Source organism: Sphingomonas sp. Leaf208 (assembly GCF_001421415.1).
In the GTDB taxonomy this organism is placed as follows: domain Bacteria; phylum Pseudomonadota; class Alphaproteobacteria; order Sphingomonadales; family Sphingomonadaceae; genus Sphingomonas.
Map to the genome: position 1 here is coordinate 15,437 of NZ_LMKH01000015.1, position 24,097 is coordinate 39,533.

Below are 24,097 nucleotides of genomic sequence, written 5' to 3' on the forward strand. Positions count from 1 at the left end.
GCGCAAACGGCGCCACCGTCAGGGTCAAGCCGATGCATGAGGTATCACTGCCGCGTGACCGCAATCGATGTCCCTTTCATGCGCGCGCCGCTGCGGGCTAATGCGCGGTGCGTAGGAGATTATTCATGAAAACAGCGCCGGTCGCACTTCTCTACCAAGCGCTTCCACCACCGCTGATCGACGGACTGCGAAAGGACGCAAAACCGGGCGGATATTCAGATGGCGGCGCCGACATCGCGTTCGCCTTGCGGACGGCCGGGGTGAATGTGGTCACGCCCACCTCCTCGCCAGACCCTGCCAAGGCACTCGACTGGGTCTTTCCGGACACGGCCGAGGGCATCCGTAGCGCAGGCGAAGCTGGCGCAGCGGTCCTGTGGGCGAACACGGTCCTGTTCGAAGGACATCCGCTCGAGGCCGCCATGGCCGATTTCGACATCGTCGGGCAGCTTCCCGCGGCAATGCAGGCGTTCGACGACAAGTTCGAGACCAACCAAATCCTGGCCGAGGCTGGCCTGCCGGTAGCGCGGTCGTTTCTGCTGTCCGGCACGGCGAAGGAGAACGTCTGCGCACTGGCCGATGTCGAGCACGCTTGCGCGTCCCGCGGCATGTCCTTTCCGATGATCGTCAAGCCGGTGCGCGGACGTGGCAGCCAAGGCGTCACCCTGGTGGAAAGGCTCGGCGACCTGCGCGATGCCGCGACTACGTTGATCGCAGCCGCAACCTTCGGCGACATGCTGATGGTGGAGGAGTTTCTCGGCGGTGACGAGATGACCGTCACCGTCATGCCGCCCGCGTCCCCGCGCCCGGACGGTTCGCGGGCACCGACGCACTGGGCCTTGCCGCCCGTGTACCGCTTCGATCAGCGCGCCGGCGTAGCTCCGTATAACGGCGACGTTCCCGTCACCGCCAACAGCGTCGCAATCGCTCCCGAACGGCTGCTCGATCCGGCCATCGTGGCGATGATCGACAGCTGCATCTCGGCAGCCGCGCTGGTCGACGCTCGCACCGCGATCCGGATCGATTGCCGGGCCGATCGCCATGGTAAGTTCAAATTGTTCGACTTTAACATGAAACCCAACATGACGGGGCCAGGCCGCCCGGGACGCGAAGATCAGGATTGCCTCTCAGCGATCGCCGCCCGCGCCGAGGGCTGGAACTACGTCGATCTTTTGTTGGCGATGCTTGCTGCCAGATGGAGGCTCGAGCCGCTGGAGGGAGCTTAGCTAAGAACGTCAGCTACGGGGCGGGAGTACCTGCCCATGCTTCCGGTCAGACCCACATCCGGAGATCCGCAGCGCGATTGCCGCCACCGGAAAGCGGACATTGGTTCATGTGCTATGTGCTCGCTTTTCTGGGGGCCAGTGCGATCGCTATGGAGGGCGAGGCTTGGGACAAAGCAGTCATGCGCGTGCGATGTCCCTAACGACAGCTTCTGATGGATGCCGCCTCTCCGCTGAATACCATCATAGTTAGTCGAGATGGACGAATGCATAAGGCGTAAAGCCTGATCGACCGACCGCATTACCATGTTCCATCTTGGCGAACGGCACGAACGCCGTCACGCGACAAACCTGATTGTCGATGGTCGCCAAACCGCGACCTTGTTGAGTTGGTCGATCACTCGCCTGGCCTCACATATATAGCCGCAATTTAGCTCGCCTTACTCAAAAACCGATCATCCTGTCGGGCCAGGACAAATCCCGGCCCAACAAAACAATCAATACGGCAACGGTTTATCGACAAGGGCTGGATCAGCCTTTGCCTTGCGCTCCTTTTCTGCCTCTTCGACCGCCTTCTTTTGCGCCGGGGTCATTGGCGGTGTCACGCCAAGCAAATTCACCGCCCACGGAATTGTGACCGAGTAGGTTTCCGGCTTCGACATTGGAATAATTGGGTCGGTTGGCTTGGGCTTTTTGCCGGGTTTCGGAGGCTCTTTCGCATTGATGATATACATTACGGTCGGAGCCGGCGGCTCAGGCTCCTTGGTCTTTGCGATATCGAAAGGCGCGATTAGCGGTTGCCAGTTCGACGCCAACTTGTAGTCGATGCGGTACGAAGCGGTTTTCGTCATAGATGCGTCGAAGGTTACGAAGTAGGCTTTGACCCCTGCCGAACCGCCACCCGCATCAACAAGGAGGATGCTGCCCTCGCGCGTGAACCCGCGAATTTGAACGTGTGGAGTTCCCTTTTCCAAATCATTCAACTGCTTTCGGCGTGTCGCCAGATTAAGCAGCGGGCCATCCAACACTTTCGGCGTTCCGTCCGTTAACGTCGTGGCTTCGCATTTGGTAAGCGGGGTTTCCTCAGCGCCTTTCAACGCAGGATTATTGTAAACGACGAACGCCTCCTCCTCCTTACTTCCGTATGTTACCCCGTTGCTTTTCTGCGCCGCGAGAGCAATCGCGATTGAAGGCGCGACTGGGACGGTCGCACCGATTTTGTCGACTATTTGCTTGTCATTTTGTGTAGTCGCTGTGAGGACGACGCCGATGCTAAAAGACTTGTCTTGTGCCACCTCAAGATATCTTTTTACATCGCAGCGGATATTCTGAACGATCTCCGCGAACGGAACTGCCTTTTTTGAACGCAGCAGCGACATATCGAGCGTCTTAGGCTTCAACAAACCCCCGGCACAACCAGCCAGGCACAATGTCGCCGTTAAAAGAAATACGTGTTTCACTCGTTTTTCCCCAAGTTGCGAGCAGGAAGCTACGCTTACTCGCCGAAAAACGACTCGACGCCATCTGATGACTTATTTCGCGCAGAAATAAAACCGGCATTGTGTGATTGCACATGCCCAGACCATCTCTTTTCAATAACCTTGTGTATGTGAGATGTCTATGATGCGGCCGACCCGATGGCCGCATGAGAAATCCGGTTCATTCAATTGATGATGGAATCGCTCCACTGACGAGGCTGCGGGACCACTACCATACCGCTCCGCGCGTCCCGAATGTTAGCTTTCGGCGTGAGCTGACATAGCGAACATAGTATTGGAACGGCGTATGTTGGTCGACTTCTGCCGTGGCCGATGCGGCGGCGAGGACCCACAACCGGCCATTCGCGACCACGTTCAGCTCCTCATCTCCGGACATTATGGGATGGCTCGCCCCTTATCCAGCATCGGATATGATGCGGATCTTTGAAAAGGAAGGAGCGAGTCGATGTCTATCGCGTCTACTGCAATCCTTGGAATTGATCTGGGCAAAACCTCTTGCAGCATGGTCGGTGTCGATGAGCGGGGCACAGTTGTCCTGCGCCGGTCGCTGCGACGCCAGACACTGATCGACTACGTGGCAAAGCTTCCGACCTGCGTGATCGGGATGGAGGCCTGCTGCGGAGCGCATCATCTTGGCCGACTGTTTGCTGCAAGCGGTCACGAGGTACGGCTGATGTCGCCGGAGTATGTCCGTCCGTACGTGAAGGCGCAGAAGAACGATGATCGGGACGCGGAAGGGATTGCTGAAGCGGCCTCTCGACCGACGATACGCTTCGTCGAGCTGAAGACGCAGGATCAGTTGGACATCCAGACCCTACACCGCGCGCGATCGCGCCTGGTGGCTGAACGGACCAACTTGATAAATCAACTTCGCGCGGTTCTGTTTGAACGTGGGGTGAGCTTCCCGGTCGGGCGGCGCAAGCTTGAGCAGGGCATCGACGATTTGCTCACTGAGGGTGACAACACCCTATCGTCGCGTATGAGCCGGTTGATCGCGGAAATGCGTGCGGAATGGAAGCAACTCGATACGAAGATCGAGATGTTAAACGGGGAGTTCGTCGAGATGGCGGGCAGCGACGCTGCGATGCGTCGACTGACGACCATTCCAGGCATTGGCGTACTCAATGCAACCGCGCTGGTAGCCGCGGTCGGCGATGGTAGCAGCTTCAGCAAAGCCCGAGATCTCGGCGCTTGGCTCGGCCTAGTCCCTCGCCAACACACAACGGGCGGCAAGCCGCGCCTCCTGGGTATCTCAAAACGCGGCAACACGTATTTGCGCACGCTGCTTATCCATGGCGCCCGAGCTGCATTGCCGTCCCTGTCCAAAGGCGACACGCCGCTTGGACGATGGCTACAGGGGATGATCGAACTAGGTGTGCATCGCAATGCCATCGTGGTGGCGCTTGCCAACAAATTCGCTCGCATCGCGTGGGCTGCCCTGAGAAGGGACATGCCATTTCAGCGTAACTACCCCGTTGCAATATAAACAGTTCGGCAGCGTGAGGTATCACGCGTAGCCCACGAGGTTTGCAGGAAGGATTGGAGATGGCCTGATAGTCGATCGGCGTTTGGAAGGCCCGATGAATGAATTGGCACTCGATGCCGTGGACATTATGAGGCTCCAGACGCGCGGATTTCCATCTTGGCCGTGGGCTTGCCTACGAGACCGCATACGTTGGCGCAGACTAATCAGATCATCAAAAATCTCACTTGCAAACGGGGCGAGCCATACGTTCATTCACATACTGGCATCACCCGTGCGCTATTCCTTTACTGAAGCGCGGCAAACGACGAAATGTGGCGTGCCAACGCGCGGCCGCTATTAAGGCGGGAGTTCGTGGCCCTTCTTGCGTTGCGCCTCGGCACCGTTTGAGTGAGACCAGGCGTCCAACAGTTCGGCCGTTCCCCCATACTTGCATCACAGGATCTGGAGCAGATTTAGAGCGGCGATCGGAATGATGGCCTGATCTTCGGTGTCCCTGACATCCTGCATGTAGGGAGCGCCGTTGGCGCAGATGCCGATCACCTCGCGCCCCTCGCTGACTGCGGGACCGCCACTCATACCAGCCACGATACCGGCGTTCGTTAGCAGCCGGCGCACGCCGCCCCGTGACATTCTGGTGGCAACGATGGTCCCCGGAGAAACGCTGCAGGACGATCCGAAGCGGAAGTTCGGGAAGCCGCACACGGCGACGTGCGCCATTGGTGGCACGTCATCCTGGTTCGACCGCTTGAGCTGTCCACGCGGCGGGGCGGCCGACGAGATCACGGCTAGATCTAGGACGTCGCTCGCACAGACGATCGTCGCGGGGAACCGAACTGAGGGATCGTCGACGTGGAACATCTCGAGGTCCGGGTGAAGTTTACCGTCGCTCGCGTGCACGACATGGTGGCAAGTGATAAAGCCCACCCCCTCGAGCGCGAAGGCCGTCCCCTGACTGAGACCCTCTTCGCTCTCTACCACCCAGCACGCGGCCGAGATCACGCCAATGTCCCACTCAGGCGGCGTCGGGATCGCAGCCTGAACCCGTAACATGTTGTTCGCCTCAGCCTTTCGGGCAGGCTCGTCGTTCAGCCAGTCGATTACCTGATCCGCCCAGACCTGCCCGTCCATCCGGCTGTCGACGATGTCCAGGATCAGGAGCAGCGAGCGCGTGCCGAACAAGGCTCCAAGCCCACCGACCTCTTTGAACTCGGCATAAGTCCTGCGCCGCTCAGCGGCAGCAAGGATTTCAAGGGCCTCGTTCTCAGACATAGCGCTCGTCGTCGACACGAAAGACGGACCGGTTTCCTGCCAACGGACGACGAGCGCGTCAGCGGTCCGCCCAATCGACACTCTCCACGGCTGCCTTCCGGGCAGGTCATTGGCAAAGGCGGGCGCGTAATCGTCTACCGCATCCCTGATAATTCGGCTTGTGTGACCGCCATACGTGAAATCGTCGGCTGGAACGTCGAACCAAGTGTCAGTCATTGCAAAGCGTCTCCAAGCAGCAGCTAGCATTACAGTTGCATTCTCGACTTGAGGTGAGCGCGGCGGGCGGCCGCTTGGTGCGCTCGTCGCCATAACGACCATGCGATGATGTGGGCGGGCGCGATACGGCGCTGGGCGAACCGAACGGCGATGCGTCGAACTTCTTGTATGGACCAGCGGATCAGCGCCGGGGTGTCGTGCGCATTCTTTTTGGGGGCGTCACCTCGTTTGCGTGGTGGCGGATCACCGCCATCATGGCGAACGCGAGCATGACCAGCGACACGTGGCGATGCCATCCATGCCAGGAGCGGGTTTCGTTATGGTCGAGGCGGAGTTCGTTCTTGGTCGTCTCAAAGCTGTCCTCGATCGCCCAGCGGTGGCCTTCAACCTGCACGAGCGCGTCGATCCCGGTCCCGGCCGGGCACCAGGTTGTGAAGAACGCCAGTTCGCCGTCCGCGAATGTCGTCGGATCAGCAAGCCGCGTGTCCACACCCCAGTGCGTCCTTCACCGTAATCGGTAGCCTCGATGTCTGCGAGTTCGAGATAGGCCCAGTCGTGCAGTCTCGCTCCCTTCGTCCCATTGCCTGCCGACAGGCGATGCCAGGCGGCGGGATCGAGATCCTGGGCGATTTCACCTGCAGTGCCGAAAACGGCGGGCTTCCCCACCCAAGAGCCAAAGTGATGGTTGGAGCCAACGCCGAGGACATAGCCTTTCCCTGCTCGGCGTAGCGCCTGCTCGACGTCGCCGACGCCGTACACACTGTCAGCGGCGACCCAGGCGAACGGGACGTCGGCTGCAATCGCACGTGCGATCATTTGCACCGCCAGGGCTGGCTTGGTCGCGAACCGCGTCTCCGTCGGGACATGGGCCGAAACCATGCGCGCGCTGTTGCTGGTCCAGTTCTTCGGCAGATACAGCGCCCGGTCGATAAAGGCATGACCGCGGTGCGAGACATAGGCGGCAAAGACGCCGATCTGGCAGTTGGTGATTTTGCCCGCAGACCCGGTGTATTGGCGCGAGACACCACACGACGCCTTGCCCTGCTTGAGGAAACCCGTCTCATCGATCACGAGCACCGCATCCTCGGCAGCCAGCGTCTCGACGACATAGTCGCGTACGATATCGCGCAGCGTGTCAGCGTCCCACCGACCGCGGCCAAGGATCGCCTGCTGCCGCCACGGTCCCGGATCGCCTGCCGCTTCCGCACGCATCCAGCCCGTCTTGCGCCGCTCGTCGCCTAGCAGCCCTTCCAGGAAGAACCCCGCGGATGCCGCGACACGGTCCTGCGTGAACAAACCCCGCATCCGCGCCTTCACGTCACGCAGCGAAGTCGCCCAAAGCTCCAGCGTCGTCTCAATCGATGCACCCGTCATCCACGGTCTCCTGCCATGGAGACCCATTGATTCAGACTTCGCTTAAATTCGCAACTGTAATGTTAGGGTCAGGACCCATTGATCTGAGCGGCTTGATCTGATTCAGGCTCCGTGAGGAGACCGAGGATGAGCGACCTGTACTGACTGACCGACGAGCAGATGGCGCGGCTCGAACCGTATTTTCCCAAGAGCCACGGCAAGCCACGGGTTGATGACCGGCGAGTGTTGAGCGGCATCGTTTTCGTCAACCGCAACGGGCTACGATGGTGCGATGCCCCTCGGGAGTATGGCCCACACAAGACGCTCTACAACCGGTGGAAGCGATGGGGCGAAAGGGGTGTCTTCCTCCGCATAATGGAAGGACTGGCGGCCGCGAGCGCCACGCCGAAGACGATCATGATCGACGCGACCTATCTGAAGGCGCACCGCACGGCGTCCAGCCTGCGGGTAAAAACGTATGGCTCGCCCCGTCGGCAAGCGGTTTGTGTCTGATATTCTGAGCAGTCTGCGAAAACGTATCCGGCCTTTCGACGCGCGGTCGTTGGCCAAGATGGAGATCCGCGCGTCCTGGTCCTCATAAAGGGGCCGGCATCGAGTGCCATTTTAAGCCATAGGGTTCCAGGTCACCGGTCGACTGTCAGGCCATCTTTCACTTACCTCCCGCAGACATCATCCAGCCGGTGCAAGGTGCATCGGCTGATCTCGTTCACGCCGCCTGTGCGGCTGGATCGTAAGTACGCTCATGACGCAGCAGCGCCCAGACGATGCGTGCCATCTTGGCCGCTAGCGCCACCACGACGGTGTTGTGATGGGAACGCGACAGAAGGCCGCGCAGCCAGGCGCCAAGTCGTGTGTCGCTCTTGCTCATCGTCGGCAGCGATGCTCGGGCACCCTGGATCAGGTTTTTGCGCAGATAGCGGCTTCCGCGCTTGGTGATGCCGAGCAACCGCGGTTTACCCCCGGTCGTCGCTTGACGCGGCACGAGCCCAAGCCAGGCGGCAAGATCCCTGTTCGCTCATCCGAGCGGGCAGCCTCGGTAAACTCGGCATTGAGATCTGCGATCCGGTCATCAAGGGCAATCCAGCGCAGGCGCATATCGCTGACGAGCCGGTGGACACGAGACCCTAGCACTGGCTCGTCACCATCAAGCATCTCACCCAGCCGGACGGCAAGCTTTGCACGTCCTTGCGGGACTATGTAGCCGCGCTCCAGAAGAAGACTCCTGATCTGGTTCATCAACGAGGTGCGATCACCGACAAGCTGGTCACGGATGCGATGCAGCGTTTGCATGTCGAGTTGTTCCTCGGTTTTCAACTCGACGAACCGCATGGTCGGCCGTGTTGCCGCTTCCGCGATCGCCTCAGCATCGCGGTCGTCGTTCTTCTGCGCCTTTACGTATGGACGGACATATTCCGGCGACATCAGCCGAACGGCATGGCCTTGTCGTGCCAGCGCCCGTCCCATGTGATGAGCTCCGCAGCAGGCCTCCATCGCCACGACGCAAGCCGGCAGACCTGCGGCGTATGTGATGACCGTGTCGCGGCGCATCCGTCGGCGGACGACGACCTTGCCGGTCGCATCCAGCCCAACCACGCTGCAGCTGTTCTTGCCTAGATCAATTCCCAGAACCGATACGTCCATGACCTTCGCTCCTTCCTCAAACGACCTGCTGTCGTAGGAACCACGCTGCAGCTGTTCTTGCCTAGATCAATTCCCAGAACCGATACGTCCATGACCTTCGCTCCTTCCTCAAACGACCTGCTGTCGTAGGATGACAACGATTCGGATAAGGGGCGAGCCATCCATAAAGGGGGCCTTGGGCGCCTCATCGGTCGCACCAAAGGCGGTATGAATACGAAGCTGCACGCTGTCACCGATGCAGAAGGCAGACCGCTCAGCTTCTTCATGACCGCGGGCCAGGTCAGCGACTACACCGGCGCTGCCGCGCTGCTTGATGATCTACCCAAGGCGCAGTGGATGCTGGGCGACCGCGGCTATGACGCAGACTGGTACAGGGACGCCCTTCAGGCAAAGGGCATAACGCCCTGCATTCCGGGGCGAAAATCCCGGATCATCCCCGTCAAATATGACAAGCGCCGCTACCGAAGCCGGAGCCGTATCGAGATTATGTTCGGTCGTCTGAAGGACTGGCGCCGCGTCGCCACCCGCTACGATCGATGCCCGACCGTCTTCTTTTCCGCTATCGCGCTCGCCGCCACCGTCATCTTCTGGCTCTGATCAATGAGTCGTGACCCTAGGCAATAGCGCCCCCTTCACTCGTCAGTGAGACGCCAATGCTTCGGTAATGGAAAAGACTTGGAGAAGTCGATATCGCATTAGTCCATCAGTCAAGAAAACCTTACGAAGCAAAAGTCGCGTGGCGAGCGTGCGAAATCTCGGGTAACCCAAATCCAGCCATTCGGAACAGCCGTTAGCCTTCTGCCATTTGTTCACTGTGACGTGATGCCGTTTTCGCCAGGCAAGCCAGCCTTGCGCATTATGGCGATCTACGGTCCTTCGACTAGGACCGCCTATTAGTAAGGTACCCTGTCAACTGATACCATCAGGCTGCAAAGAAAAAGGCCGCCTTTCGGCGGCCGGTTGAAGATGCAGTGCTCGTATCCCTGATACCTATGGGCTTCAGTCGTCCTTGTCCGGATAGCGCATCGCTTCTCTCCTCTGGTGCACAGCGTACATGGGCGGTTCCTACCGTGAAGTAAACTGCGGACGCTTTAAATTTCTGCCGTACTCACCCCATCTGTTAAAACCTTGGGCCTACCCGCTATACGGCTTTACCGAGATTAGGAACGTTGATCGTACGTTCTGCGGCCCTAATGGCATCGCGTACGACCGAGGTCCTCGGTGCTCCGGCCTCTCGACCGAGCCTGAGCACAGCGCGGGCGGCTTCGACCTCTCGCCCGTGATCTCCTACGTGTGCGTACGCCCGGCGGGCCGTATCTGCGGCAGGAAGCTGAGCGATCCGCGCTGGTTCCTCGGCGCCAATTTCTTGCAGCAGCGCTCGGATGTCAGCCTCCTCCATACCGAGCTTGGGCTCGCCACCTGCATCAAGATACTCCAGTAGGAAGTACAGCAGGTTATTGGCGGCCCTGACGCGCTCCGATGGCCCCTTGTTCATTGGCTCGTCGAAGACGTCTTGATCATAAGCGCGGGAGGTGAGCTGGAAAGCCTCTCTAAGCAATTCCAGCGCCCGGGCATCCGCCGGCGCGTCTGAACTTGCCCGCTCGAGCCTAGCCCTCGCCTCTTCCCAGAGCATAACGCCGAGGCTTCGCGGAGCCGTCGAACGGATCCAGTGGTTTTGCGGCGTCGGCTCGGCGCGGAGCTTCAATCGCTCCACCACCTCCCGCATTTTCGCGATAGCCTCGTCACGCGCACCGAGCGCATCCAACGTGCGGGCAAGCCTGAACTGAACAACGACCCTTTTGGGAAAAGCCTCTTCAACCTCGGAATAGATGTTCAGGGCGCGACGCAGCTCGACCTCACCTTCTTCGACTAGATTACCAAGCTGAAAGTGTATCAGCGCGAGCTGCATGGCGATTAGATATCTGGCCTCCTTGAGCGGCTTAGGCTTTAGGTCGGGCGTAGACACTACTCTCGCTTCGGCCCTTTCCAAGCGCGACAGCGTCAAGCGGAGAACGCGGACTCGAGACGATGTAGGTTCCGTGCTGTTCGAAAGGGCTGGGCGAGCCTGAGCGATCGCGTCGGCGATTTCTGCTCTGAGCTGAGTCGGCAGGTCGTGGATTTTGGCCAACCGGGCGCTAGGCTCCTCGGCGTGCCGGGACGCAGTGTATCGCAATTCAGGTTCAAGCTCATCGATCTGCAGCTTGATCTGATCCCCATACTGGGCAATCCCGTCTATCATTGTCTTGAGCGCGCCCAGATGGTTCAGCGTGGTCGCGAGCCGCGCGTTCTCAGGACTGTTCTCGGAAACCAGCTGCTTGCGCTTGTACTTTAGACTGTGCTCGATTTGCCCCCAAACGTCCTCAAGTGCAGTTCTAACCTGGATCTCGATGGGAAGCTCGCGGTAGCCGTCGCGGTACTTGCCCCTGCCGCGTACAAGGATGTGGATCGAGCTATAATTGGAAGGCTTTTCGGCGATTCTGCAAACTGGGCTTCCTAGCCCGTAGTCCTCGAACAGGCGCATAACTCGGTTCGGCAGGTCCTGCACGTCTCCGGTCGAGTTGGTGCTGTAGATGACTACTTCAGAAATGCTGCCCGCAACAAACGCAGCGGCGGAGGAGGGATCCTGATCGATAGCGCGGAGAAGTGCTTCGATAATGTCGATAACGTCGAGCCGATAAAGTGTAACGATTCTCAGGCCGACCAAGTCTGTCACGTCGGAGACGCCGTAATCGGGATTCGGCTCCCCCTTGCCGCCAGATCGACGATCCTTGATCTTATCGATGACCTTATGATCCTCCTTAACCCTTGCCTTTACGGCATAGGCGAGGTCCGCCACAGCGGGGGTGCCCGTTTGTAGCGCCATAAGAAGACGGTCCCGGAGGTTGTCAGCCCCGCGTAGCGCCTCGACAACTTCTAGGAGAAGTCGCTCGTCACCCGTAATTTGGGAGATTGACGAGGTGTCATTGCCGTTCCCATTTGCCTCTTCCGCGCTATATTTGTCGCTTGTCATCAGGGGTAGCTAGAACGAAGTGGCTGTATCGTCCATCCATAGCCGATCGCAATCCGATCGCGAACGCGCATGAGCTCTGGGTGACCCATAAGCCGCCATTCCCGGCGCCCTACAGCCCTCCCAACTTCCGACCTTCATTCATCGGTGCGATCAACCTGCAGCGCCACCGGAATGGCGAATTCTGGGACTTTCGTGCCGTTCGCGCGGGCTAGTGTGAACGACAACTGTTGGCGAAAGCAAACGCAAACGCAATCGCCTCGCTAAGCCGAGCCCGCACGTAGGCGAAAGTCGAAGCCGGTAGCCGACTGGACGCTTCTAAGTTCCTGGGTACGAAGCGGAAGTTCATTTAAGTGGCCATGGACGGCATCCGGCATGCGACAGACTGCTCGACTATCGCTAAAGAATGTAAAAGTGATGTGCGGGGGAGATGATGGACGTTGACGCTTTCGAGGCGCCGCTCGCGGCGCTGGTAAAGGACATCGGCGGCAGGCTCGACGAAGTTGAGACGGAGGCCGACGCACGCTTTCAGATAATCGACCGGCTGCTTATCGAAGCGCTGGGTTGGACGCACGATGACTTCCGGATGGAGCGGCATAATACGTCGGGCTATACGGACTATCTCGTGCAGTATCGCGGCACACCGGCGCTGGTTATCGAGGCGAAGCGCATCGGAAAGCTGCCAATTGATACGGCCAGACGGCACGATCGATCAGCTTATCGAACTCGTCAGCTAATCGAACGAAAAGCGAATGCAAAGGCTGACTAGCCTGAGGTAAAACGTCCAAAGCTTCGGCATCTCCGGCTTTCAGCTCCGTTGGAAAAAACGGCTAGATTAATTGGATGGAGTTTGAACCGGCCAAGCGGTTTTCCGCCCTCGGTGCGAGTTTGCGCCCTGCCCGGCCGCATGAACGAAAGGCCGGTTGCGACGAACGCGACCCGAAAGCGGCCTGTCTGCTTTCCACCAATCGCAGTGTCACGTTAGAAGATCTAGTTCTTAGAATCTTATCGTTGTCCAAACGCCGGTAAAAAGAGCGTTAGAGTAGCCGGCGCGGGTCAGCACCTTGTCTGCGCGCAGATACTCGGCTCGGATCGTAAACGACAAATGAGTGTTAGCTGTCCAAGTCGTCATCATCCGCGCAAGCTGCGCTACAGCATGTCCAGATACATTTTGCGTACCAAGATAGGCTCCCCCGACGCCACTATAGACTGCATCCCGCTCGTCGTTTCGCCATACAAATGCCACTTCAGCCAACGCTCTGACACTTTTGAGGGGGGTGAAGCTGAAGGACGGTGCGACATCCAGAAAATTGCTCGGTCCCAGGAATGTGCCATAGCTGAAATACGGAGCGGTTCCGAACAGGACGTTGGCACTGCGCAGCTTGCCGGTGCCGAACGCACCGCCCCCGGAGCCGAAGTCCGCACGCCAGCCTACCCGGGGCGCGGTCGGCGTCACGGCTCCTAAGGCGAAGGTCTGCGCGGCGAAGGCCTGATAGGCCGAGATGGCGCGATTGTCGTACGAGCCCGTCTGGCGGTTGACGCTGACGTCGAGGTTCATCGGCCCGATATCGCCCCACAGGCGGGCACCCCAGAACCGACGCTCCTCGCGTGCGGTTTGCGCTCCCCAATGCTGGTTGCGGTTGCGAAGATAATAGAAGAACGGATCGAGATAGAGCTTCGACCCGCCGAATACGGAGGGTGGAACGACGACGCTGCCGGTCGCGCCGGCGAAGCGACGGGTGCGGTCGGTCGGGTCGTCGAACGCGTCGATTCCCAGCCTAGTGTAGCGCAGGTCGAAAAGGCCGACGCGCGCCTTCCGGCCATTGGCATAGAGCCGGACGCCGTCGAACGTGATGTGCATGTTCGGGTTTTCCTGGATGCTCACAAGTTGCAGCGGGCCGTCCTGGTAATCCTGGCGGCCAATCCGCGCACCCGCTTCAATCCCGTCGCCGACGATGCCCTTGACCTCGGCGAACAGTTCCTGGACGAACAGGTCGTTGCGCTGGACCGGGGTGACGGCACCGAAATACCCCCCCCCCTGCACGCCGCTGGCAAGTTCGCCATAGGCGCGAAAATGCTCGCCGACGTGCAGATCGGCGCTCACCACGTTGCGGAACAAGATCGTGTTGGTGTCACGCCCAGCGTGAAGCCCCGGACTGGTCGTCGTATCGTGGCGCAACCGCTGCTCCGAACTGAGCGTCAGAAAGACGTCGCCATCGCCAGCAAGCGGTATGAACTTCAACGCGTCGAGCTTACCAGTCCGTTTCGACGCATCGCGCAGAAACGACCAGTCTTCAGCCCATCGGGCAAGATAGAAGCGTCCGCCGGCCTTCGCCCCATAACCAGACGCGGCCTCTGGGTACCCAGTGGCGGGAGGCGACGCGGGCACCGGGACCGTGGCGATACGACCGTCGGAAACCGGTTGCGTGGTCGCTTCGGTCGGCGCGGTCGTCGGCTTCGGGGCGGGGGCTGTTTGGGCAGCGGCAGCAAGCGGCGTCGCCACCGCGCATAGCGCAGCACCGGTCAGGAAGCGCCTCATCCTCATCTCCTAATAGCCCGCTGGCGGCCTGTCGGTGTGCCCAAGCTCCACGGATCGATAGCCTAAGCTAGGGACAGACTCTGATCACGCCAAATAACCTTATTCGATACGTCTGATCACATTATCTGATACCGTCGAACATTATGGCCATCATAATATCTGATACCATAATTCATTTATCTTTATTTGCTTTGATAGGTCCCGTTCGTGATTACCGCGGCATTCGGGCTGCGCATGATGCGTTGAAGACGGCAAAAGTCGCCCCGGCTGAGAGGATCGACGATGGACGCGACGACACCTGATCTCCAGGACGCGAAGGCTGCCGGCTCGCAGACCGGCGTACTCGCCGTGGTCGCCTCGTGCTTCGGCTGGGGGCTCGACCTATTCGATCTGTTCATCCTGCTCTACGTCGCCCCGGCCGTCGGCCAGCACTTCTTTCCGTCGCATGAGCCGATGCTCTCGCTCGCTGGCGCCTATGCCGCGTTTGCGGTCACGCTGCTGATGCGTCCGCTTGGCTCGGCCGTATTTGGGTCATATGCCGATCGTCATGGCCGCAAGGGTGCGATGATCGTCGCAGTCGCAGGCGTCGGCGTCGCGACCGCAGCGTTCGGCCTGCTACCGACGGTCGAAATGATCGGCGTGTGGGCGACAGTGCTGTTCCTCCTGCTCCGCTTGGTACAGGGGGTCTTTGTAGGCGGCGTGGTCGCATCCACCCACGTAATCGGTACAGAGTCGGTGCCGGAACGCTGGCGCGGCATGATGAGCGGTACGATTGGCGGGGGTGGTGCGGCGATCGGCACGCTGCTCGCGTCGTTCGCGTTCATGGGCGTGTCTTATTTCTTCCCTGGCGACAGTTTTAATCAGACCGGCTGGCGCTTCATGTTTTTCTGCGGCCTGATCACCTCGGCGATCGGTCTCGTGCTTTTTCGCGGACTCGTCGAGTCCCCGCATTTCCAAGAGGCGCAAAAGGCGAAGGACGCCAAGCGTTCGGTCTCGAAGGCGGTCGCGGGCGTGTCGCCGGTGAAGATCCTGCTAGCCAATCCGGACTATCGCAAACGCTTCCTGGTCAATCTGCTGCTGAGCACCGGCGCCGGGGCGAGCTACTATCTAACGGCCGGTTACCTTCCCACCTATCTGAAGCTGGTGAACGGGCTGTCGGGACCGGCAGCATCAACAATCATGCTGCTCGGCAGCATCGCGGGTGCGGTTTCGTCGGTCGGCCTTGGCGAACTCAGCCAGCATATCGGACGGAAGAAGGCGTTCCTGCTGATCGGCGCCGCGTGCTTCCTGCTGCTACCCTATCTGATCTCTCACCTCGGTGACGTGCGCGGTGGGACGATCGTAGCCTATGCGTTGGCGATCAGCTTCCTCGGCTCGGCGAGCATGGCGCCGCTGATGATCTTCCTCAACGAACGCTTCCCGACCGACATCCGTTCGACCGGCACCGGGCTGTCGTGGAACGTCGGCTTCGCGATCGGCGGCATCATGCCGACCTTCGTATCGCTCGCTTCCGCGACGCCCGCCGCCATCCCGCGGACGCTGGCGATCTTCCTCGGCGCCACCAGTGCGCTGTACCTGATCGGCGGGGTCGTCGCGCCGGAGACCAAGGGGAGGCTCGCATCGTGAGCGTAATCGATCATGCCAAGCCGAACACCTGGGTCGGCCGCTCGCTTCCGCGGGTCGAGGACGCCGCGCTGCTGACCGGGCGCGGCCGGTATATCGACGATCTCGGCGTTAAGCCCGGCACCGCGCATGCCGCGATCTTACGCTCGCCGCACGGCCATGCACGCATCGTAGCGGTCGATGCCGCTCGGGCCCGCGCCCTCCCCGGCGTATTCGCGGTCGTGACCGGCGAGGAGGTCCAGCGCTACGGATCCAGCCTCGTCGTCGGGCTAAAGATCCCGGTCGAATGCTGGCCGATCGCAATCGACAAGGTCCGCTATTACGGCGAGCCTGTCGCGGTCGTCGTCGCGCTCGACCGGTATGTCGCGGAGGACGCGCTCGACTTGATCGCCGTGACCTACGAAACGCTGCCCGCGGTCGTCGACCCCGAAGATGCGCTGGCCGACGATGCACCGGTGCTGCACGAAGGACTCGGCGGAAATCTCGCGAACGAGCGCCGCTTCACCTATGGCGACCCGGACGCCGCGTTCGCGGCCGCGCCGCGCCGGGTAGGGATCACGATCCACTATCCCCGCAGCGCCTGCACCCCGATCGAAACCTATGGCGTGGTCGCGGAGTATGATCCGGGCACCGACGCGTACGACGTACTCGCCAATTTCCAGGGTCCGTTCAGCATCCACGCAGTCATGGCGCGCGGCCTGAACGTGCCGGGCAACCGCTTGCGCCTGCGCACGCCCGGCGACAGCGGCGGCAGCTTCGGCGTGAAGCAGGCGATCTTCCCCTATGTCGTGCTGATAGCGATCGCCGCGCGCGTCGCGGGACGTCCGGTCAAGTGGATCGAGGATCGGCTAGAGCATCTGATGGCGTCCGCCGTCGCGACCAATCGCGTGACGACGCTTGAGGCTGCGGTCGAGGACGACGGCCGAATCACCGCGCTGTCCTGGGACCAGCTCGAGGATACCGGCGCACATCTGCGCGCACCCGAGCCGGCGACGCTGTACCGCATGCACGGCAACATGACCGGCGCCTATGCGATCCGCAACGTCGCGATCCGCAATCGCGTGGTGCTGACCAACAAGATGCCGACCGGGCTCAACCGCGGCTTCGGTGGCCCGCAGGTCTATTTCGCGCTCGAACGCCTGATGCAGCGCATTGCCGCGGAGCTCGAACTCGATCCGGTCGACGTCATCCGCCGCAACTTCATCGGTGCCGACGCCTTTCCCTATCGGACCGCATCCGGCGCGCTGTACGATAGCGGCAACTATCAGGCGGCGCTGGCGACAGCGATCGGCCAAGGCGGCCTACAGGAACTCAGGATGCGCCGCGATGCCGCGCGCGCCGAGGGACGGCTGTACGGTATCGGCTTCGCGGCGGTCGTAGAACCCAGCGTGTCGAACATGGGCTACATTACCGCGGTGCTGACGCCCGACCAGCGCGCGAAGGCGGGGGCGAAGAACGGCGCGCAGGCGACCGCGACGATCAGCCTCGATGCGGTCGGATCGGTCACGGTACACGTCGCCTCCGTTCCGCAGGGGCAGGGTCACAGGACCGTGCTGTCGCAGGTCGTCGCGGATGCGTTCGGCTTGAAACCGGGCGACATCGCGGTCGCGACCGAGCTCGATACGGCAAAGGATGCCTGGTCGATCGCGTCGGGCAATTATTCCAGCCGCTTCGCTGCCGCCGTCGCGGGCGCTGCACAAATCGCGGCCATGCGGCTGCGCGCCAAGCTGGCGGCGATCGCGGCGAAACAGCTGGGCGCCGAGCTCGAGGACATCGTCTTCGCTGACGGCCGCGTCCATGCGGGCGACCCGGCTGCGTCGCTCGCTTTCGGGCGGGTCGCATCCACCAGCCACTGGGCGCCCGCCGAACTGCCGCAGGGTATCGACCACGCGATCCGGGAGACCGCCTATTGGTCGCCCCCCGAGCTGACAGCGCCGACCGGGGACGATCTCGTCAACTCGTCGCTGTGCCACGGCTTTATCTTCGACATCTGCGCGGTCGAGATCGACCGAATTACGTGCGAAGTGAAGATCGACCGCTATGTGACGATGCACGACTGCGGCCGCATCCTCCATCCCGGCATGGTCGAGGGCCAGGTGACGGGCGGGTTCGCACATGCGCTCGGTGCCGCGTTATACGAGGAGAGCAGCTATGCCCCCGATGGCGGCCTGCTGTCGGGGACGCTCGCCGACTATTTAATCCCGACGATCATGGAGACGCCCACGCTGCGGATCCTGCACCATGAAAGCCCCTCCCCGTTCACGCCGCTTGGCGCGAAGGGAGTCGGCGAGGGTAATTGCATGTCGACCCCGGTGTGCATCGCCAACGCGGTCGCCGATGCGCTCGGGATCGCCGACATCACGCTACCGATCCTCCCGGCCAAGCTCGCCGAGCATGTCCACGGCAAGGAGCCCGAACCGCGCAACCCGCCCGCACCCAAGGTCAAGTCGGTCTCGGGCAAGCCCGGCGAACGGATGCTGACTGGTCAGGGCAAGGCGGTGGTCGAGGCGCCGCGCCAGAAGATCTGGGACATGCTGCTCGACCCGCAGGCGCTAATGTCGATCATCCCCGGCGCGCACGGCGTCGAGAAGGTTTCCCACACCGAGTTCAGGGCGGACGTCACGCTCGGCATCGGTCCGGTCAAGGGACGCTATTCGGCGGCGATCAGCCTGTCGGAACTCAACGAACCGGCATCGGTCACTTTGTCCGGCGGTACCGAAGGCGCGCTGGGATCAGGACATGGCAGCGGCCGGGTCACGCTGACCGAAGACGGCGGCAAGACCACGATCGCCTACAGCTACGAGGCGGCGGTAGGCGGCAAGGTCGCCTCAATCGGCGGACGCCTGCTCGACGGTGCCGCCCGCGTCGTGATTGGGCAGTTTTTCGACGCGCTCGCCCACAAAGCGAGCGGCAAGACCGGCGGTCGGATCGGTCTGCCTGCGGCGTTCAAACGCCTGCTCGCGATGATAGGAGTCGGTGCATGAAGCCCGCAGCATTCGATTACCTGCGGGCGCACGACGCCGCCGAAGCGCTCGAGGCGCTGCACCAGGAAGGCGGCGACGCGCGTATCCTGGCAGGCGGGCAGTCGCTGTTCCCGATGCTCAACATGCGATTGGCGCGGCCGAAGCTGCTGGTCGACGTGATGCACGTCGCGGAGTTCGGGCGCATCGACGACGATGGCGCGACGCTGCGGATCGGCGCCGGCGTCCGCCAGGCGGTGCTCGAACGGCATGTCGACCTGAACGTCCGCCAGCCAATGCTGGCCGCCGCACTCGCCTGGGTCGGCCACGCCCAGACACGGGCGCGCGGCACGGTCTGCGGCTCGATCGCGCACGCCGATCCGTCCGGCGAATTGCCGCTTGCCTTGCTGACCTTGGGCGGCAACGTTCATCTCCGCACCCGCAGGAAACGCCGCGTGCTCGAGGCCGACGCCTTCGCGACAGGCATGATGGCGACGCGGAAGGGCGACGACGAACTGATCGAAGCGGTTTCGTTCCCCGTCGCGCGGCCCGGAACCGGCTATGCGTTTCGCGAACTCGGTCGCCGCCACGGCGATTACGCGATCGTCGCGTGCGCCGCGATTGTCGATGCGAGCAAGACGGTGCTCGGGATCGGCGGGGTCGCGGACATGCCGGTCAAGCGCGACCTGCCGCTGCCGACCTCCCCCGACTTCGCTGACGCGCTGAACCAGTTCGCCTGGGATCTGGACGCACGCGACGATCTCCATGCCACCGGTCGCTACCGCCGCGACCTCATCCGCCAGCTCGGACGCCAAACAATCGAGGAGGCCGCAGCATGCCGCGCCTGACAGCCCATACCCGCCATCCGGTGTCCTTCACACTCAATGGCAGCACCGTCTCGGGACACGCCGAGCCTCGCATGCTGCTGAGCGACTTCCTTCGCCACGAGATCGGCGCGACCGGCACGCATCTCGGTTGCGAGCACGGCGTGTGCGGCGCGTGTACCGTCCAGATCGACGGCGGCCTCGCCCGCGCATGCCTCGCCCTAGCGGTGCAGACCGAGGGCGCCGAGGTGCGGACGGTCGAGGGGCTGTCACCCGATGGCGGCGCCACGCTGTCGATCCTGCAGGAAGCGTTCCGCGAGCATCACGGCCTGCAATGCGGCTTCTGCACGCCGGGCTTCCTCGTCACGCTCGATGCCGTCTTCCGCGACGATCCGCACGCCAGCGAGAATCATATCCGCGAGATGCTGTCCGGCCATCTGTGTCGCTGCACCGGCTACGCCCCGATCATCAAGGCGGCGCTAGTGGCGCAGGCGAAGCTGCTCGCCCGCGGTGCACAGCCTCATCCCGACGACACCATGCCCCAAGAGGATGCCAATGCTTGATCTCGGCACCACCTTCCTCGCTGCGCTGGAACGCGATCCCCGGTCGCTGGCGATCATCGATGGCGACGTTCGGCTGACCTATGCGGAGTGGTATGCGCGGATATCGTCGCTTGTCACCGCACTCGACGATATCGGGCTCAAGTCCGGTGATCACCTCGTCAGCGTGCTGCGAAACCGCTGGCAGGCGGCGTCGCTGCACTGGGCTTGCCAGTTTTCCGGGATCATCCTGACGCCGATCAACTGGCGCGCGAAGTCGGACGAGGTCAGCTACGCGGTCCACGACTCCGAGGCGCGCGCGATCGTGTACGAGGATTTCCCAGCCAAGGCGGTGGCCGCTGCGGGGCTCGACGACAGCGTCATACGCATCAGCCTCGACGAAGGACGCCCTGGCGAGCGCCGGTTCGCCGACCTGCTGGAAGCCCGCGGCGGTTCGGCTAAGCCGATGGTCAACGCCGAAGCTTGGTCGCTGATGCTGTACACATCCGGCACCACATCCAAACCCAAGGGCGTGCCTCGCCGCCAGCGCGCCGAGCGTGCCGCCGCGATCGCGCATGTCGCGCAGAATCTGTATGGATACGGGGAGCGCACGCTGGGCGTCATGCCGCTGTATCATACGATGGGAGTGCGCTCGCTGCTCGCCTGCGCCATCACCAACGGAACGTTCGTATGCATGCCCAAGTTCGATGCCGGCGAGGCGATCGGACTGATCGAACGCGAGCGGATCGAGAACCTCTACCTCGTTCCCACGCTGTACCATGACATCGTCAACCATGCCGATTTCACGCCCGACCGCGTCGCCTCGGCACGGAAACTCGGCTTTGCTGGGGCGCCGATGACCGACGGTCTGCTGAAGATGCTGGATGCCGCGTTCCAGCCCGAACTGCTGGTAAATCATTATGGGTCGTCGGAAATCTACACTTGCACGATCGACCCGGATGCCCGTCGCAAGCCGGGCAGCGCGGGCAAGTCCGGTATTAACCAGATGATCCGCGTGGTGGCGCTCGAGTCCGACGATCCCGAAGACATCGTGGCCCCCGGCATCGAGGGCCAGATCATCGCGACGCTCTCCGGCGACGAGGCGTTCGAAGGCTACTGGCGCAGACCTGAAGCCGACGAGCGAGCGTTAAAGCATGGCTGGTTTTTCAGTTCCGACACCGGCTACTATGACGCCGACGGCGACTTGTTCGTCACCGGACGGCTCGACGACATGATCATCTCGGGCGGCGAGAACGTCTCGCCTGTTGAGGTGGAAAGCCTGTTGTCGCTTCACCCCGGTGTCTCGGAAGTTGCGGTCGTCGGTTTGCCAGACGAGCGTTGGGGCAAGGCGATCACCGCGTTCGTCGCCACGTCCGCGCCGGTGACCGCTGAAGAACTCGATGCGTATTGCGCCAATTCGACCCTGGCCAATTTTAAACGGCCGCGCGCGTTCGTCTTCGTCCGCGAGATCCCGAAATCGCCCGTAGGCAAGCCGCTGCGGCGGCTGCTGGTCACAGGCGACTACATTCCCGCCACCCCTGCAGATAAGGAAACCGCTGCATGACCGATCCCTACAGCAATCTCGATGGCTTCACCGTCGTCATCGACGCCGAGCAAAAGCGCGGCGACATCGTACTCGACCGCGACGACTACAACACCATTAGCATGCCGCAGCGCGACCAGCTGAAGGCGGCATTCGAGGCACTCGACGCCGACGACCGGGTGCGCGTGATCGTCGTCCGCGCGAACGGCAGGCATTTCTCATCGGGTGGCTACATCATGGGCTTTCTGGAGGCGACGCCCGAGCATGTCTCGAAGCTCGCCTGGAACATCGCCGCGCCCGCGCGCTGCGAAAAGCCGGTGATCGCGGCCAATCGCGGCTATTGCTTCGGCGTCGGGTTCGAGCTGTCACTTGCCTGTGACTTCCGCCTCGTAACGGAAACGACGCAATATGCCCTTCCCGAACAGAAGCTGGGCCAGATCCCGGGCTCGGGCGGCTCGGCACGCTTGCAGAAGATCGTTGGGATCACGCGTACCAAGGACATTGTCATGCGCTCCCGGCGCATCAAGGGCCAACAGGCCTATGACTGGGGTATTGCGACTGAGATCGTCGCCGATGGTGAGCTCGAAGTCGCAACTGATGCACTTGTGAAGGAACTCGTGGCCTTCTCCCCCCTTGCACAGCGCACTGCCAAAAAACTTCTCAACGACACCGAAGATGCGTCCTTGGCCACCGCAATCGAACTTGAAGGGCATTGCTACAGCCGACTGCGCGCTTCCGAGGACTTCGCGGAAGGCGTAAAGGCGTTTCACGAGAAACGCGAACCAGCCTTCAAAGGTCTGTGACAGTGAAACGGGCTGGCAAGGTCCAGCCCGTTTCCTCTTCCGAAGGATTGTTGATGCCCGACAACCGTTACCTCGAAGACATCGTGGCCGGCGAAAAATCGATGGGCAAACCTATCGTGATCACAGAAGACGCGATCTTGGCCTTCGCTCGGGAATTTGATCCCCAACCGATGCACGTCGACCAGGCTGCATCAGCGGCGGGACGCTTTGGTGGAATCATCGCAAGTGGGTGGCATGTCGCATCGCTGGTTATGCGTGACTTTGTTATTGCCGCGCCGTTCGGTGGCACCCCGTTGCTTGGGGTCCGGACCGACGGGCTGTGCTGGCTGTTACCAGTGCGCCCCGGCGACACGCTGACCGCCTACCGTACGGTAATTGACGTGGTCGGATCTCGCAAACATCCCTCTTACGGCCGCATATTGGTCGCGACCAAGGTCATCAATCAGGACGATGCCGTGGCGGTGACTCTTGAGACGTTAATCCAAATACCCACGCGGCCAACGAGCACCTCACAGGCCGATAACCGATTGCCTATATCGCGGCCGTAATAAGACCGTCGCCGGTCATCGCCAGTAATTCCTCGCGAAGGTGATCGATAAACGCCAACGAGGCAGGACCGAGTGGTTGGCGTGGATGGTGGATGACGGCTAGGCGCCAAACCATTGCCGGCTCAATCGCCCGGACTCGAATCCGTCCGGCTGCGAGATGACGACGTACGACGATGCTCGGCAGTATTGACGCCCAGTCGCTGTCGGCCACGAGTTCGACGATCCCGTCAAGCACGTCGAGCTCCAGCCGCGGATCAAGGGCAAAATTGCGGTTCGATGCCAGCCGGTCTAATTCCACGCGCACGCCATGTCGCTGCGTTGGGAGCACCAGCTTGTGTTCGGTCAGCTTTTTCAGCGCAATGGGCGTATCGTCGTCATCGCTACCGCTGGCGGTTACGAGCACCATCTGCCCCTCGACCAGCGGATCCATAATCAGCCCAAGCTGGTCCGTTGGTCGGTTAATGACCGCAAAGTGAATCTGTCCATCGTTGACGAGTTCGATTAGTGCAGAGCTATAGCCGTCCACGACTACGACCTCGATATCCGGATAGGCCTGAGTAAACCGTATTAGCATTCCCGGTAACAGGCTCGTAGCGAGCGAGGTGGGAATGCCCATGGTCACGCTCCCCGATACCACACCTGACAGCCGCGCCATCTGCTCATGCGCAACGGACAGGTTGCGTACGACTGGCAGAACGAGACGATGCAGCGTTCGCCCCGCCGCGGTCGGGACCATCGAACGTGGCGTCCGCTCGAACAGTTTCTGACCTAACTCCCGTTCTAGGCGTGATATCTGCATCGATACCGCAGGTTGCACGACATGCAGTCGATGCGCTGCTTTCGTTACACTCCCCTCCTCGAAGAGTGCGATAAAGTAGTTGATTTGACGAAGGTCCAAGCACTTTCTCCACGGCTAACCGGTGCGACGAGAGGCGGCGCTCACAGCTTAGATAAGCCTTTTTGAATACCCTACCCGTCCATAATCCGACGGTTGGAGCTATCAGCA

Annotated in this window: 16 protein-coding genes and 4 pseudogenes; 12 read left to right on the forward strand and 8 right to left on the reverse strand. The window is 61.5% G+C overall.

Going from position 1 to position 24,097, the window contains the following annotated elements; all coding sequences use genetic code 11:
• Positions 1–125: 125 nt before the first annotated feature.
• Entirely contained in the window at positions 126–1,223 is a 1,098-nt protein-coding gene (locus ASE69_RS09310) for a biotin carboxylase (protein WP_056485504.1), read from the forward strand.
• A 246-nt stretch (positions 1,224–1,469) separates the two neighbouring features.
• On the opposite strand, the gene ASE69_RS23215 is transcribed toward ASE69_RS09310, so the two are convergent.
• Complete coding sequence (locus ASE69_RS23215; RefSeq protein WP_268795490.1) at positions 1,470–1,592, reverse strand: hypothetical protein; 123 nt, start codon at positions 1,590–1,592, stop codon at positions 1,470–1,472.
• 125 nt (positions 1,593–1,717) lie between these two features.
• Positions 1,718–2,680, reverse strand: a complete 963-nt coding sequence (locus ASE69_RS09315) for a hypothetical protein (protein ID WP_156362262.1) — start codon at positions 2,678–2,680, stop codon at positions 1,718–1,720.
• Between the two features lie 505 nt (positions 2,681–3,185).
• Between ASE69_RS09315 and ASE69_RS09320 the strand changes: the two genes are divergently transcribed.
• A complete protein-coding gene (locus tag ASE69_RS09320) occupies positions 3,186–4,205 on the forward strand; it encodes an IS110 family transposase (RefSeq protein WP_200924154.1) in 1,020 nt (339 codons plus the stop codon).
• Between the two features lie 432 nt (positions 4,206–4,637).
• Here the strand turns inward: ASE69_RS09320 and ASE69_RS09325 are convergent, their stop codons facing one another.
• Both ASE69_RS09325 and ASE69_RS09330 read right to left on the reverse strand, forming a co-directional pair.
• Positions 4,638–5,690 (reverse strand): S1 family peptidase, encoded by a 1,053-nt coding sequence (locus tag ASE69_RS09325; RefSeq protein WP_056485512.1) that lies wholly within the window; start codon positions 5,688–5,690, stop codon positions 4,638–4,640.
• Between the two features lie 181 nt (positions 5,691–5,871).
• Positions 5,872–7,064 (reverse strand): annotated as a pseudogene (locus ASE69_RS09330) (IS701 family transposase).
• 144 nt (positions 7,065–7,208) lie between these two features.
• Here ASE69_RS09330 and ASE69_RS09335 point away from each other — a divergent pair.
• A pseudogene (locus ASE69_RS09335) lies at positions 7,209–7,535 on the forward strand (transposase); the annotation flags it as partial.
• 235 nt (positions 7,536–7,770) lie between these two features.
• Here ASE69_RS09335 and ASE69_RS09340 read toward each other — a convergent pair.
• Positions 7,771–8,705, reverse strand: a pseudogene (locus tag ASE69_RS09340) (IS110 family transposase).
• A gap of 159 nt (positions 8,706–8,864) precedes the next feature.
• Between ASE69_RS09340 and ASE69_RS09345 the strand changes: the two are divergent.
• A pseudogene (locus tag ASE69_RS09345) lies at positions 8,865–9,302 on the forward strand (IS5 family transposase); the annotation flags it as partial.
• Between the two features lie 544 nt (positions 9,303–9,846).
• On the opposite strand, the gene ASE69_RS09350 reads toward ASE69_RS09345, so the two are convergent.
• Positions 9,847–11,715, reverse strand: coding sequence for a hypothetical protein (locus ASE69_RS09350; RefSeq protein WP_056485515.1), 1,869 nt, complete (start codon positions 11,713–11,715; stop codon positions 9,847–9,849).
• A gap of 430 nt (positions 11,716–12,145) precedes the next feature.
• Here ASE69_RS09350 and ASE69_RS09355 point away from each other — a divergent pair, with 430 nt between their 5' ends.
• Positions 12,146–12,481, forward strand: coding sequence for a hypothetical protein (locus ASE69_RS09355; RefSeq protein ID WP_156362263.1), 336 nt, complete (start codon positions 12,146–12,148; stop codon positions 12,479–12,481).
• Between the two features lie 228 nt (positions 12,482–12,709).
• Here ASE69_RS09355 and ASE69_RS09360 read toward each other — a convergent pair whose 3' ends face one another.
• Positions 12,710–14,251, reverse strand: coding sequence for an alginate export family protein (locus tag ASE69_RS09360; protein WP_056485521.1), 1,542 nt, complete (start codon positions 14,249–14,251; stop codon positions 12,710–12,712).
• A 282-nt stretch (positions 14,252–14,533) separates the two neighbouring features.
• Between ASE69_RS09360 and ASE69_RS09365 the strand changes: the two genes are divergently transcribed.
• Genes ASE69_RS09365 through ASE69_RS09395 form a run of 7 tightly spaced genes read left to right on the forward strand, consistent with a single transcriptional unit; the run spans position 14,534 to position 23,091 of the window.
• Positions 14,534–15,877 (forward strand): MFS transporter, encoded by a 1,344-nt coding sequence (locus tag ASE69_RS09365; RefSeq protein ID WP_056485524.1) that lies wholly within the window; start codon positions 14,534–14,536, stop codon positions 15,875–15,877.
• Positions 15,874–18,858: a xanthine dehydrogenase family protein molybdopterin-binding subunit gene (locus ASE69_RS09370; protein ID WP_056485527.1), complete on the forward strand. Its 2,985-nt coding sequence runs from the start codon at positions 15,874–15,876 to the stop codon at positions 18,856–18,858. The genes ASE69_RS09365 and ASE69_RS09370 overlap by 4 nt, the downstream gene beginning before the upstream one ends.
• Positions 18,855–19,682: an FAD binding domain-containing protein gene (locus tag ASE69_RS09375; protein WP_056485530.1), complete on the forward strand. Its 828-nt coding sequence runs from the start codon at positions 18,855–18,857 to the stop codon at positions 19,680–19,682. The genes ASE69_RS09370 and ASE69_RS09375 overlap by 4 nt, the downstream gene beginning before the upstream one ends.
• Positions 19,670–20,221, forward strand: coding sequence for a (2Fe-2S)-binding protein (locus ASE69_RS09380; protein ID WP_056485534.1), 552 nt, complete (start codon positions 19,670–19,672; stop codon positions 20,219–20,221). Before ASE69_RS09375 ends, ASE69_RS09380 begins: the two co-directional genes overlap by 13 nt.
• Positions 20,214–21,761, forward strand: coding sequence for an AMP-binding protein (locus ASE69_RS09385; RefSeq protein ID WP_056485537.1), 1,548 nt, complete (start codon positions 20,214–20,216; stop codon positions 21,759–21,761). The genes ASE69_RS09380 and ASE69_RS09385 overlap by 8 nt, the downstream gene beginning before the upstream one ends.
• Positions 21,758–22,543, forward strand: a complete 786-nt coding sequence (locus ASE69_RS09390) for an enoyl-CoA hydratase/isomerase family protein (RefSeq protein ID WP_056485540.1) — start codon at positions 21,758–21,760, stop codon at positions 22,541–22,543. Before ASE69_RS09385 ends, ASE69_RS09390 begins: the two co-directional genes overlap by 4 nt.
• A 53-nt stretch (positions 22,544–22,596) precedes the next feature.
• Complete coding sequence (locus tag ASE69_RS09395) at positions 22,597–23,091, forward strand: MaoC/PaaZ C-terminal domain-containing protein (RefSeq protein ID WP_056485543.1); 495 nt, start codon at positions 22,597–22,599, stop codon at positions 23,089–23,091.
• On the opposite strand, the gene ASE69_RS09400 is transcribed toward ASE69_RS09395, so the two are convergent.
• Positions 23,075–23,989 carry a LysR family transcriptional regulator gene (locus tag ASE69_RS09400; RefSeq protein ID WP_056485546.1) on the reverse strand — a complete coding sequence of 305 codons (915 nt, stop codon included), beginning with the start codon at positions 23,987–23,989 and terminating at the stop codon, positions 23,075–23,077. The genes ASE69_RS09395 and ASE69_RS09400 overlap by 17 nt on opposite strands.
• Positions 23,990–24,097: the final 108 nt, after the last annotated feature.